The organism is Alishewanella tabrizica (assembly GCF_014652375.1).
Lineage (GTDB): Bacteria > Pseudomonadota > Gammaproteobacteria > Enterobacterales > Alteromonadaceae > Alishewanella > Alishewanella tabrizica.
This window is the reverse complement of the sequence record NZ_BMYR01000002.1, coordinates 348,910-361,699: the sequence shown is the minus strand read 5'-3', so window position 1 is coordinate 361,699 and position 12,790 is coordinate 348,910. Positions and strand designations below refer to the sequence as shown.

Annotated in this window: 11 protein-coding genes; 9 read left to right on the top strand and 2 right to left on the bottom strand. The window is 44.6% G+C overall.

What is annotated here, in order from left to right; genetic code table 11:
* The first annotated feature begins 34 nt into the window (after positions 1-34).
* Positions 35-229, top strand: coding sequence for a hypothetical protein (locus tag IE070_RS03945; protein WP_189480674.1), 195 nt, complete (start codon positions 35-37; stop codon positions 227-229).
* A gap of 69 nt (positions 230-298) precedes the next feature.
* Here IE070_RS03945 and IE070_RS03940 read toward each other — a convergent pair whose 3' ends face one another.
* Entirely contained in the window at positions 299-643 is a 345-nt protein-coding gene (locus IE070_RS03940; protein WP_189480672.1) for a HopJ type III effector protein, read from the bottom strand.
* Positions 644-723: 80 nt separating this feature from the next.
* Positions 724-1,260, bottom strand: coding sequence for a hypothetical protein (locus tag IE070_RS03935; protein ID WP_189480670.1), 537 nt, complete (start codon positions 1,258-1,260; stop codon positions 724-726).
* Between the two features lie 186 nt (positions 1,261-1,446).
* Between IE070_RS03935 and IE070_RS03930 the strand changes: the two genes are divergently transcribed.
* From IE070_RS03930 to ybeY, 8 genes are all read left to right on the top strand, one after another.
* Positions 1,447-2,328, top strand: a complete 882-nt coding sequence (locus tag IE070_RS03930) for a pirin family protein (RefSeq protein WP_189480668.1) — start codon at positions 1,447-1,449, stop codon at positions 2,326-2,328.
* Positions 2,329-2,482: 154 nt separating this feature from the next.
* A complete protein-coding gene (gene mtnN / locus IE070_RS03925) occupies positions 2,483-3,193 on the top strand; it encodes a 5'-methylthioadenosine/S-adenosylhomocysteine nucleosidase (protein ID WP_189480666.1) in 711 nt (236 codons plus the stop codon).
* 8 nt (positions 3,194-3,201) lie between these two features.
* Positions 3,202-4,152: a cobalamin biosynthesis protein CobD/CbiB gene (locus IE070_RS03920; RefSeq protein WP_229796909.1), complete on the top strand. Its 951-nt coding sequence runs from the start codon at positions 3,202-3,204 to the stop codon at positions 4,150-4,152.
* A gap of 173 nt (positions 4,153-4,325) precedes the next feature.
* Positions 4,326-8,759 (top strand): EAL domain-containing protein, encoded by a 4,434-nt coding sequence (locus IE070_RS03915; protein WP_189480663.1) that lies wholly within the window; start codon positions 4,326-4,328, stop codon positions 8,757-8,759.
* 96 nt (positions 8,760-8,855) lie between these two features.
* On the top strand, positions 8,856-9,704 hold the full coding sequence (locus IE070_RS03910; protein WP_189480661.1) for a DMT family transporter: 849 nt from the start codon (positions 8,856-8,858) through the stop codon (positions 9,702-9,704).
* 98 nt (positions 9,705-9,802) lie between these two features.
* Positions 9,803-11,227 carry a tRNA (N6-isopentenyl adenosine(37)-C2)-methylthiotransferase MiaB gene (gene miaB, locus IE070_RS03905; RefSeq protein ID WP_189480659.1) on the top strand — a complete coding sequence of 475 codons (1,425 nt, stop codon included), beginning with the start codon at positions 9,803-9,805 and terminating at the stop codon, positions 11,225-11,227.
* Between the two features lie 62 nt (positions 11,228-11,289).
* Entirely contained in the window at positions 11,290-12,330 is a 1,041-nt protein-coding gene (locus IE070_RS03900; RefSeq protein ID WP_189480657.1) for a PhoH family protein, read from the top strand.
* Entirely contained in the window at positions 12,327-12,788 is a 462-nt protein-coding gene (gene ybeY, locus IE070_RS03895; RefSeq protein ID WP_189480655.1) for an rRNA maturation RNase YbeY, read from the top strand. The genes IE070_RS03900 and ybeY overlap by 4 nt, the downstream gene beginning before the upstream one ends.
* The last annotated feature ends 2 nt before the right edge of the window (positions 12,789-12,790 follow it).

Sequence of the window (12,790 nt, the reverse complement as noted above, 5' to 3'; positions counted from 1 at the left end):
ATAACTAAATGACGTTTTGCTGATAGGAGGTTCCATGAGTCAATCCGTTGGCGCACTTGCGTCTGCTCAAGCTTTTGAAGTGTTGGGCGCTGTTATGGCTAAAAAGCAACAGGATCAACAAGCACAAATGGCCATGTCATTGGTGCAAAGTGCCATGCAAGGGGTTGAACAAACCGCTGCAGCACAGCCTGTTGGTAATCTTGGTCAAACGATTAATGTGATGGTATAACGCATCATGTAAAATAAATAAGGCCAGTGCTAACTGGCCTTATTTTTTAGCTATCTACTGGACAAGTTCTTAACCTGATTTTAACTGTAGCGCGGGTGCACTAAACACCACACCATGCCAACCTGTACGTAAGAAATTGCGAATATTTTGATGATCCGTACCGTTAGGGGTATCCATTACCTGACGATAATACTCACCAAACAACTGTAAGGTTTGCGGGGCAGACAATTGATGCATCAATCCGAACGCAAACACTTTGCAGGAGCCGCTGTTTTCACCCGCAGCGTTCTGCTGCTCGCCATTTTGAAAAGCAACCGGTGTAAAATGATAATGTTCATCAATTACCGCGATGGTTTGCGCAAAATTAATCGAATCCGGCTCAGTACTTAGCTGAATAAAAAAATCGTCCAACATGCGATTGTCACTCCTAGCAAAACGTATCCTTTGTCATTTTTTCAATGATAAGAGTTGCTGAAGGCAACTGCAACGCCTATTTAAAACTGGTACGTTACACCAAAACGAAATTCATTTTTAGTCTCTCCGCTGTTTAACGCAATGCTACTGCGAATCGCCCAATCTGGACTAACAAAATAGGCAATTCCCCCAGCTAAACTGCCATAATTATCAGCGATGCTATGATACGTTGCTTGTGTGTACAACTCGACTTCAGGCGTTAATGGATGCTTAACGCCGGCACCAACATAGATACCACTCTCGTCAGCATCACCAGAAATACTGTCAATCCCAACCGTGAGGTAAGTTTGGCTACGCGGGGCAAAATCCAATTTAAAATTCGTCAAATAATTTATGCCAACATCAAGCACATTAAAATCTGCTCGGCCCACAGATTGACGACTATAATCAGCATGCAATACAAAGCTGGGGCTCAATAAATATGAACCTTCAATATAGGGGCCATCCCCCGCAGCATCGCTGTAACCAGCGCCAATAGTGTTCCAGCGAATATCGGCATGACTCATTGCACTGAACAAAGACGCCGCAGCGATTGATGCAATTAATATTTTTTTCATAACACTCTCCATGGGGTTCGCCACAAGACAAGGCGTTTAATCAATGTCGTCATTCTATTAGATGCGCCTTAACAGTCACTGAACCCGCATACCTTTCTAATATATCGAAGAGTAGTATGGGTATTTTGCCATTTATCTGTCAGCATTTTTCAGCTTTAATATCTGTAATTACTCTTGGGAGGTTCTATGCGTTCATTAAAACAGCTCATACCGGCGATAACTGTCTCTGATGGCGCAGGTGTAAAAATCAAACGAAGTTTAGGGCAATCACCGCAAATCCGACTGGATCCCTTCCTGATGTTGGATTGTTTTGGATCAGAGCAAGCCAACGATTACATCGCAGGTTTTCCGGCTCACCCACACCGAGGATTTGAAACCGTAACCTACATGCTGGATGGCCACATGTTGCACGAAGACCATTTGGGTAACAAAGGTCATCTAACCAGCGGTGGAGTACAATGGATGACGGCGGGACGGGGTATTATTCACTCAGAGATGCCACAACAAGAATCAGGCTTAATGCGTGGATTTCAGCTTTGGTTAAATCTCCCTGCGGCGGAAAAAATGAAAGCGGCTGCTTATGTTGACATCACACCGGCACAAATCCCAGTGGCAACACCGGCACAAGGTATCAGTGTTAAAGTGATCGCAGGGGTATTTCATTATCAGCAGCAGCAATGGGCTGGCCCAATCCAAGGATTAAGCACTGAGCCGCTGTATTTTGATATCCATCTGGCCGCAGGCAGCCAGATCACGTTTCCCATTACGGATGGTCATAATGCGTTACTTTACCCCTATGAAGGTTCAGTACAATTAGGTTCTGATGCAAGCTCGCATATCGCTGAGCACCATGCGGCGGTTCTTACCACGGAAGGAACCGTAACCGTGTTTGCCCACCACGCAGCTAAATTTCTGGTATTGGCAGCAAAACCCATCCGTGAGCCAATCGTCCAATATGGTCCCTTTGTGATGAACAGCATGACAGAAATTGAGCAAGCTATTCGCGATTATCAGCAAGGCAAATTAACGTCAGGACACGCTGCAGCCACCATTAATTTGCATCAATAATGCAGTAGGCAGGCCAGCTGATAGATGGCTTGCCTGCTTCACTGTTATTTATGCTTTAGCACTAAACTAGCCTCGGTTACGGATTCTCGTGCAGTGTAATTACGTATATAATCTTGTTTTAAACTTATTTAACGACATTCGTTGAGGCTGGCTCATGCAACTTATCGGTATTATTGGCGCGATGGAACCGGAGATCGCGCTCTTGAAACAACAATTACAACAAAGCCGCACTGAACAGCTGGGAGGCTTTGTTTTTTATCTTGGCACCTTAGCCGGTAAAAATGTTGTCGTGGTTCAGTCAGGAATTGGTAAAGTCGCATCAGCTGTCGCTACAACGTTAATGATTACTCAATTTAAACCTGATTGCGTAATAAATACCGGTTCGGCAGGTGGTTTTGATCCGGAACTTAATGTTGGCGATGTCGTCATTAGTACTGAAGTGAGACATCATGATGTTGATGTAACCGCTTTTGGCTACGAACTTGGCCAAGTTCCTCAAATGCCAGCGGCGTATCTTGCCCACCCCGCTTTGATAGCGGCTGCCGAGCAAAGTATTGCCGCTTTAGGCTATTGCAAAACCAAAAAAGGGCTCATCGCCACGGGCGATAGTTTTATGTGTGATCCTGCTCGCATCGCCCTTACTCGGCAACAATTCCCCACAATGCTTGCCGTAGAAATGGAAGGCGCAGCAATTGCCCAAAGCTGCCACATGCTTAACACGCCTTTTGTCGTGATCCGCAGTTTAAGTGATATTGCGGGTAAAGAATCGCCAGAATCCTTTGAAGCCTACCTTGCTGTGGCTTCAAAAAATAGCTCGGCGATGGTCGTCGAATTATTAGGTGCCATTGCGGAGCTTAATTTATAAGCGACGCCATGGTGTTTTCTGATTTTTCGTTATCAGCATTGCTGCTTATTGCAGCAATGCTATGTGGTCGCATTATTCCTATTCCATTGGCGTATCATCCCCTGAGTTTTTTTGCGTTGTTTTGTCAGGCTTTAGCGGCAAAAGTGCATCTAAACTTATCTCGAACAACGATGCAACAACACACTTCCGGTGTCATGGCACTGCTTTTAGCGGTGGGTTTGCCGATGATCCTGTTGGCCTGCACCTACCTTTTAGCCAGTTGGTCGCTATTAATTGATGCCATCGTCTTATTATGTTGTAGTAATTGGCAGCTTTACCAAGCACAGGCGCAGCGTATCGGGCAAAACCTAGATAAATCCTTACTCAGTTTGGCGCGCACCCAAGCCCGACTTTTGCTTTTACGCGATACCAAACCGCTTAGTCAACTGGGTTTGATTAAAGCAATAATTGAAAGCCTCACCTTAAGATTTAGCCAACACATTATAGCAATGGTATTTTGGTACCTCATCGCCGGTGCCATGGGATTACTTTGCTATCGGCTTTGCCAAATTGCCAGCCAACAATGGTCTGTAAAGTTAACGACTTATCAATATTTTGGACAAGCGGCATGTCGTTTACATGCGCTCTTATGTGCAATACCTTATAGCCTCAGCGCCCTGTTATACCGTTTACAAAGCCTGAAAACACACACCGCCGCCCCGCTTCCTGCTCCCTCTGAAGGGCAGCCATTGCCCCTGACAAAATTATGGCTTTTACAACATGTCAGTCGCACGCTACACGTGAGTTTGGTCGGTCCGCTTTATTACCAACAGCAGTTGGTAAGACGTATCCGATTACAGCAAACAAACGAACCCAATTTAGCCGATTTAAATCGGCTATTACGTCTTCAACAACATCAGTTTACGCTTATTTTACTTCTACTTTCTGCACTGGTTGCTGTCAGTTTATTTAGCCAATAGTTATTCATGCACTTTTGCTAATAAAATCATCGCCACTAGACAAAAGCAGCTTGCTCGTTATATGTTGCACAGCGTTATTTAAAATAAAAAAATAGGTTTATTCCCCGGTGAGATGGCTTAGCTTTTTGCTTTTACTGCTTTGCAGTATCTTTGCAGTCAATGCAAGGTCGATCATGCTGCCATTGACGCCAGAGCATGGCCTCTCACAAGGCGCTGTGCGAGATTTGCATATTGATAAGCAAGGTTTTTTGTGGATAGCTACTGCAGGCGGTATCAATCGCTACGATGGTAACCAAATCATTGAATTGCATACTAAAGATTATCGCTTATCAGAAATTTCATTCAATGATATTTTAGAAGACAGTCAAGGCCGACTCTGGTTAAGCGCAGATAATACAGGATTATATTTGTATGATGCCGCTGCAGGTAGGTTTGATCTGTTTGTTACAGCGCCACGTGAATCAGGCCATCCATATGAATCGACCATTTTAGCCGTAATAGAGTACGATACGGATCATTTGTTGTTTGTCGTTAATCAAGCCGTTTATAAACTTCGCATCACAGATCGACAGCTGACCAAAATTTTTGATCTAAGCTCTATTGGCCATCCTAAGGGTTGGATACGCTATCTATTGTTATCGCAACAGCACCTGTTTATTGCCACTTTTAACGGTGTTATTCATTACAATATGCAAAACGGTAAACATCAGTATCTTCCCCATTTACCTCACTCTATTAATCAGCCCACGCCTGATCAACTCCATACCAAGTCGCTGTTTCTTGATAATGAATATTTGTACGTTGGCACGGTATCGGGCCTATTTAAAATGCCGGTTGCAGGAATACAAGCCTACCTCGAACAAGGGCAGTCGTATGCACCTAAACACGTACTGGCAGAACGTAACATCTGGCATTTGGCAACGGTTGCTGATCAATTACATGCGGCCACCGATATCGGGCTCTATCACCTAAACGCTAACGGGCAAACAGAGGAGATCCTTAGTTTTCGTGATAATCCTATGTTATTGGACCACACTATTGTTGATTTTAACCACGATACTAACGGGGGAATATGGTTAGCAAACCGTTCAGAAGGCGCGTTTTATTGGCATCCTAAAAGCCAAGCCTTTCAACAATTAACAAAGCAGCCTAACGAATTAAGTAGTAATAATATTACCCATATTTGGCCTGATGATCGGGCACTGTGGTTAGCAACCACTAATGGCTTAAACCGTGTAGATTTAACCGAGCAAACGATAAGTACATTTTTAGTCAATAGTCAGCCCAATCAAATGTGGCATGCTGGTAATATCAGCCATGTGGTTGCAGCACCGAATAACATCCTCTGGCTTACGACAATTACAGGCATTCATGCTTTTGATTTAAATAAGAAAGAACTCGTTTTACCCATAACGCAAGATGCTGCAACGGCAGCACTGCTTGGTCCAGAAGCACGAGCACAATACTTTGATACCGAGCGTGGTACGCTGATTATCAAACAACAAAAGCACTTTTACCGCTATGAGCCCTCAAGCGGTCAGATATCCCCTATAGCGCCATTAAACCAGCACCTCCCTAATTTACATTTTGGCAGTATTTTAGGACAACTAAAGGATAAAAGCTGGTTACTCAGTGCAGCAGATCAATTGTGGCGCTTTGAACCGAATAACGGTGACTTAACACTACTGTATCAACATGCAGACTATCTCCCACAGCTCAATCGCTATGCTACAAGTATGCTATATGATCAACACGGTACCTTGTGGATCGGCATGCAAGGTGTTGGTTTACTTGGTTTTCAAACCGATACCTTTAACCTAATACATACTTTTTCTGTAGATAATCGATTACGCAGCAATGAAGTCTTTTCTTTACGATTAGATCACGCGGGTTTTATTTGGTTTTCTTCACGAGAAGGACTTGCACGTTTAGATCCAATAACGTTGCAAATCGACTATTTTAGTAAAGCCGATGGCTTAGCCTATAACGACTTTAATGATGGCGCGGCAGCCGTATTAGAAGACGGTCGTATTGTGTTCGGCGGGATACGCGGCGCCGTGACCGTGACGCCTGACAAGCTACTGCATACCCAAGACAATTTAAACGTGGTGATCACCGATTTTTCTGTGTTAGCGGGCCAACCACGCGCCGTGCATGGTTTTTTAAATAATCGGCAGTTTACTTTATCGCATAATGATACCGGCTTAAAACTCAGTTTTAGTGCCATGAGCTTTCATAATAATCATAAAATTGCTTATCGCTTTTGGTTAAGTGGTAAACAAAATAATCATTATCCTGCGCAATTTGACAGCCAAGTCATTTTCCCCCAATTACCGCCTGGAACCTATGACTTTAATGTAGTAGCAATTCATCCGCTCACCCAGCAAGAAAGTGAACCCGCTACACTGCAGCTGTATATTGCGCCACCTCTTTGGCGCTCACCGCTAGCCTATCTGTGCTACCTGTTATTGCTTGGCAGTATTGCTTGGAGTTATTGGCGCAAGCGGCAACAACAACAATTTCTGTTAAAACAAGCACATTTACAAGTTAAAACCAGTGAGCAACGCTTAACGCAAGCATTAACATCGGTAAATAGCGGTGTTTTTGAATGGTCGGCTCATAATCACGCCTTAGTCTCAAGTCGGCTACCACGTATGTTGGGCACCAATGAACTGATGCACACCATTACTTGGCAACAACATTGCTCGCTAATTCATCCTGACGATTTGCCAGAATTTGAGCAACATTGGCAGCGCTTACTGAAACAACCTGATCAGTGGTTTGATCTTACTTATCGCATGCGTCATAAAGATGGCCGTTGGCTTTGGTTCCGAGATCAAGGTCGGGTCACTGAACTGGATGAACAACAGGCGCCCTTAAAAATACTGGGGACTTACAGCAATATTACCGAGACCAAAGCCAATGAAGAAAAGGCACGTTTATTTGGTGAAGCCTTTCAGCAAACCCGAGATTGGGTCGTCATATTAGACAATCGCCAACGAGTAATTGCTGCTAACCACTCGTTTTGCCAAGCATTTGGCGGAATTGAGCCCTATTTAGATAGCCCAAGAAGTCATCATTTAGGCATCAGTCTCGTGCGCCGACGGTTTTACACAAAGCTGCTCAAAGAATTGGTAACGGGACAGCATTGGCAGGGCGAAGAACAGGTGATTACCCCTGATGGCCGTGAGCGCCCGACATTAATTAATGTCAGTGCCGTTGGCCAACAAGATGTGACTTTTTTTGTGTTGGTGTTTACGGATATCACTGCTCAAAAAGCGGCAGAAGACGAATTACGTTATTTAGCCAATTATGATGCATTAACAGGGTTACCTAACCGCGCTTTATTAATGGATCGTATTCAACATGGTATTGAGCAAGCCAAACGCCAACAACGTTCTCTTGCGCTGTGTTTTATTGATTTAGATAAATTTAAGCATATTAACGATTCTCTGGGCCACGATATTGGCGATTTAATGCTTAAAGAAGTGGCTCGGCGTTTAAAACTTACCCTACGTGACAGTGATACTGTGGCACGCTTAGGGGGAGATGAGTTTGTTATTTTGTTAGAGGGTTATAAAAATAATAATAATATCAGCCATGTTGCCCGTAAAATGCTTACCGTGATCAGTGAACCCATGCAATTGGGTTCCGACAGTGTTGGCGTATCGCCCAGCATTGGTATTGCCGTTTATCCCGATGACGCACTCAACGGGACTGAATTAATGAAACATGCTGATGTGGCGATGTATCATGCCAAAGAAGCAGGTCGTAATAACTTCCAATTCTTTATTAAAGAAATGAATGAAAAAGCGCACATGCAACTCGCCAGAGAAACGCGACTGCGTAAAGCGTTACAACAACAAGAATTTGTAAATTATTACCAACCGATCATAGACAGTGCACACCAAAGCATTGTCGGGGTAGAAGTGTTATTACGTTGGCAAAGTTCAGAGGGCATGATCTCGCCTGCCGAATTTATTCCTTTGGCAGAAGATTTACGCTTAATTGTTAATATGACACAACAGCTCCTGGAGCGAGCATTAGCCGATGTTGCGCGCTGGCGTGCTGCCGGTTATGAACTTTACGTATCGGTGAATCTTTCAACCCAACATTTAGAGCAACCCGCTCTGGCAGAAACCGTGCTGGCCTTACTCAAAAAATATCAGCTGCCTTGTCCTTGTTTACGCTTTGAAATCACCGAGAGTGCTCTGATGCGCGATCAGCAAAGTGCAGTGCATACCATGCAATCATTGAGTGATTCGGGGATTAAACTGGCACTGGATGACTTTGGCACGGGCTACTCCTCACTCAAATATTTGAAAGAGCTGCCCTTAGATGCGATAAAAATTGATCGTAGTTTTGTGCAGGATATCGGTATTGATCATAATGATGAGACCATTATCGAAGCCATGTTAAGTATGGCAAATAGCTTAGGTTTATATTGTGTCGCTGAAGGGGTAGAAACCGAGCAGCAATTAGCTTTCTTCAATAAACGTAGCTGTTTTTTAATTCAAGGCTTCTTATTTAGTAGGCCCCTACCTGCAGCGCAGTTACTCGCCCTACTGGGTACGGAACAGTTTGCCGTGAATCCGCCGACCTCCTAACGACGTAACAACAACCGCGCTTTCTTCACAGAGAACAGGCATAATTGCGCGCGCTCGATTACGCGCATCAGCATTGTTGTATTTGGAATAATTGTTATGGCTCCTCACCTGCTTAAAGGTGCCCTACTTCTGTTACTCGCCGAAGCCTGCTTTGCGGGTATTGGCGCAATTGTAAAGTTTACCAGCGAAACGGCCAGTGAAGTGCAGGTGGTCTTTTTTCGTAACTTTTTTGCATTACTACTGATGTTGCCGTTTTTATACCAACATGGCTTTAAGTTATTAAAAACACAGCGTTGGTACTTACACCTTAGCCGGGCTTTAACCGGTATTATTTCTATGTATTGTTTCTTCTACGTGTTAGCACGCTTACCCCTTGCCCAAGGCATGTTGGTATTGCTGCTATCGCCCTTTGTGGTGCCTATTATTGCGCGTTTCTGGCTAAAAGAACGGCCGTCACGTTTAACCCTATTTGGCATACTATTAGGCTTTGTCGGCGTGGTATTGGCACTACCCACACCTGATGCAACCCTCAATGCGGTATTGGTTGTTGCCCTATTTTCTGCCGTTTTGGTGGCGGTCACCAAAACCACTATTCGCTATATGTCTGATACTGAACCCGCTGTCCGCATTGTTTTTTACTTCTCACTGCTCACGGCTATCTTATCGGCTATTCCAGTTCCTTTTTACTGGCAGCCCTTAAATGGGGCGGTATGGCTGGCTTTTTTTGGCATGGGTATTTTAGCCGCCATCGGGCAGCTTGCAATGACGCGTGCCTATGCCATTGCCCCGGCCAGTGATATTGGAATGTGGACTTATAGCAGTGTTATTTTTGCGGGTGCCTTTGGCTATTTATTCTGGCAAGAACCCGTTACTATGAGCTGGATAGCAGGAGTCGTTGTCATTTTTTACGCGGGTTATGTAACAACACGCCAGCGTCTGCTGTAATTGGCAAAGACTTTTCCGCTGCTCTCTGGTACTGCGGCCACTTACAGGCTAAAATACGCTCCCTTTTTTAGACGCGACAACACAGGTAACCACTGACAATGGGCAAAAAGCTGCATATAAAAACCTGGGGCTGCCAGATGAACGAATACGATTCGTCAAAAATGGCTGACCTATTGGATGCAACGCATGGCTATACGTTAACCGAAGAAGCCGAAGACGCGGATGTGATCTTGTTAAACACCTGCTCAATCCGGGAAAAAGCCCAAGAGAAGGTGTTTCATCAGTTAGGTCGCTGGCGTCCACTAAAAGAGAAAAATCCTGACTTAATTATTGGTGTTGGCGGCTGTGTGGCTTCACAAGAAGGTAAAGCTATTCGTGAGCGCGCACCTTTCGTCGATATCGTGTTTGGACCACAAACCCTACACCGCTTACCCGAGATGATTAATGCCGTGCGCGGTAGTCATTCACCGGTAGTGGATGTGTCTTTCCCTGAGATTGAAAAGTTTGATCGTCTGCCTGAACCCAAAGCCGACGGCCCGACAGCCTTTGTCTCTATTATGGAAGGCTGCTCAAAATACTGTACCTTCTGTGTCGTACCCTATACGCGTGGCGAAGAAGTCAGCCGACCGCTTGATGATGTGTTATTTGAGATAGCACAGCTAGCACAACAAGGCGTGCGTGAAGTCAATTTGCTTGGGCAAAATGTTAACGCTTATCGCGGCGCCGCGCATGATGGCAGCATTTGTCATTTCTCTGAATTATTACGCTTAGTGGCCACTATCGACGGTATTGATCGTATTCGCTATACCACGTCTCATCCGGTAGAGTTCACCGACGACATCATAGAGGTATATCGCGATATTCCTGAACTGGTTGATCATTTGCACTTACCGGTGCAATCGGGTTCGGATCGGATCTTAAACTTAATGAAACGCGGTCATACTGCACTAGAATATAAAGCACAAATTCGTAAGCTAAAGAAAGTGCGTCCTAATTTAGCTATGTCCTCTGATTTTATTATCGGCTTCCCTGGCGAAACAGATGAAGATTTCCAAGCGACGATGGATTTGATTCAAGCCATTGGCTTTGATATGAGCTTTAGTTTTATTTATAGCGCGCGTCCTGGCACGCCGGCAGCGGATTTACCCGATGATGTAACTGAAGACGCTAAAAAACAACGTCTATATATCTTGCAAGATCGTATTAATCAGCAGGCATTGAAAATTGCGCGTGGTATGCTGGGGACAGAACAACGTATTTTGGTAGAAGGTCCTTCCAAGAAAAATATTATGGAACTGACTGGCCGTACCGAAAATAATAGAGTCGTAAACTTTGAAGGTTCACCCGAGATGATTGGCCAATTTGTTGATGTAAAAATTACGGATGTGTTCAGTAATTCTTTACGAGGCGATTTGATCCGTACGGAAGCTGAAATGGGCTTGCGTCGCGATACCGCACCCCAACAAATTTTGGCCAGACAAGCAAAAGCGAATGAGTTGGGTGTTACCACGTTTGTACCCTAACTTTTATTGAAGTATACCCATAGCGGCAAGTGTCGCTATGGGATGCAACAGAGAGAGACGTATTGAACAGCGATAACCAAAACAAGCCCCTAAGCCACAGCCTAGCGTTGCAGTTAACCCCAGCTGACAATCGGCGTTTAACGCTGTTATGTGGTCCTTATGACGACAACCTAAAGCATATCGAACGGCGTTTATTAGTTGACATTAGTCATCGCGATACGCTGTTTAAAATTGAAGGCCCTGAGCCTAATGTCATGGCCGCAGAGCTTATAATCCGTGAGCTTTATCAACACACCGACAATACGCAGCATCCGCCTACAGTCATCTCTCCAGAACAGGTTCATTTATTGATCAGCGAACACTTTGATATTCAGTATCAGGCAGAACCGGGCAGCGTCAAAGAATTCAGTTTAAAAACGAAAAAAGGCTTGATTAAACCCCGTAATCCTAATCAAGCGGTTTATGTTTCTAATGTGTTAAACCATGATGTGAGCTTTGGAATTGGTCCTGCAGGTACGGGTAAAACCTATCTTGCCGTCGCCTGCGCGGTAGATGCCCTAGAAAGCGGTCAAGTTAAACGTATCGTGCTTACCCGCCCAGCGGTTGAAGCCGGTGAAAAACTTGGTTTTTTACCTGGTGACTTAGCGCAAAAAGTAGATCCTTATCTGCGGCCTTTATACGATGCCTTATTTGAAATGCTTGGCTTTGAAAAAGTCGAAAAATACTTAGAGCGCGGCATTATTGAAATTGCGCCACTGGCTTATATGCGTGGTCGCACCCTGAACGACGCCTTTATTATTTTGGACGAAAGTCAAAATACCACCACCGAACAAATGAAGATGTTTTTAACCCGCATTGGCTTTAGTGCCAAAGCCGTGATTACCGGTGACGTTACGCAAATTGATTTACCGCGTGGGCAATATTCTGGTTTAAAACATGCTATTGAGGTGCTATCAAACGTGCCCGAAATCAGTTTTAACTTTTTTAATGCCAAAGATGTTGTACGCCACCCTATCGTGCAGCGGATTGTCATGGCCTATGAAGCGTTTGAAGCCGCGAATCCAAAAACAGAAGCTGATCCGCGTGAGTGGCGCCGAAAATGAGCATTATCCTAGATTTGCAAATTGCCAGCCAAGCAACCGATTTGCCCACTGCATCGCAGTTCCAACACTGGCTTGAAGCCGCCGTACTGCCATTTCAACAAGAGGCGGAAGTTACTATTCGCATTGTTGATGAGGCCGAGAGCCAACAGCTTAATTATCAATACCGTGCTAAGGACAAGCCAACCAATGTGCTGAGCTTCCCATTCCAGTGTCCACCGGGTATTGAATTACCTTTACTTGGTGATCTAGTGATCTGTGCACAGGTGGTGGCAAGTGAAGCCGCCGAACAAGGTAAGGTACCCGCAGCACACTGGGCGCACATGGTCATACATGGGTGCTTGCATTTATTGGGATTTGACCATATAAATGACGACGATGCAGCAGAGATGGAAGTTGAAGAGATCCAAATTTTGCAGCAACTTGGTGTCAATAATCCCTATTTATTGGATGATGAATAGAT

What these genes read in the sequence shown, in the direction of transcription:
- IE070_RS03945 (WP_189480674.1), top strand. Translation starts at nt 35, where the DNA reads ATGAGTCAATCCGTTGGCGCACTTGCGTCTGCTCAAGCTTTTGAAGTG.
- IE070_RS03940 (WP_189480672.1), bottom strand. Translation starts at nt 643, where the DNA reads ATGTTGGACGATTTTTTTATTCAGCTAAGTACTGAGCCGGATTCGATT.
- IE070_RS03935 (WP_189480670.1), bottom strand. Translation starts at nt 1,260, where the DNA reads ATGAAAAAAATATTAATTGCATCAATCGCTGCGGCGTCTTTGTTCAGT.
- IE070_RS03930 (WP_189480668.1), top strand. Translation starts at nt 1,447, where the DNA reads ATGCGTTCATTAAAACAGCTCATACCGGCGATAACTGTCTCTGATGGC.
- mtnN (WP_189480666.1), top strand. Translation starts at nt 2,483, where the DNA reads ATGCAACTTATCGGTATTATTGGCGCGATGGAACCGGAGATCGCGCTC.
- IE070_RS03920 (WP_229796909.1), top strand. Translation starts at nt 3,202, where the DNA reads ATGGTGTTTTCTGATTTTTCGTTATCAGCATTGCTGCTTATTGCAGCA.
- IE070_RS03915 (WP_189480663.1), top strand. Translation starts at nt 4,326, where the DNA reads ATGCTGCCATTGACGCCAGAGCATGGCCTCTCACAAGGCGCTGTGCGA.
- IE070_RS03910 (WP_189480661.1), top strand. Translation starts at nt 8,856, where the DNA reads ATGGCTCCTCACCTGCTTAAAGGTGCCCTACTTCTGTTACTCGCCGAA.
- miaB (WP_189480659.1), top strand. Translation starts at nt 9,803, where the DNA reads ATGGGCAAAAAGCTGCATATAAAAACCTGGGGCTGCCAGATGAACGAA.
- ybeY (WP_189480655.1), top strand. Translation starts at nt 12,327, where the DNA reads ATGAGCATTATCCTAGATTTGCAAATTGCCAGCCAAGCAACCGATTTG.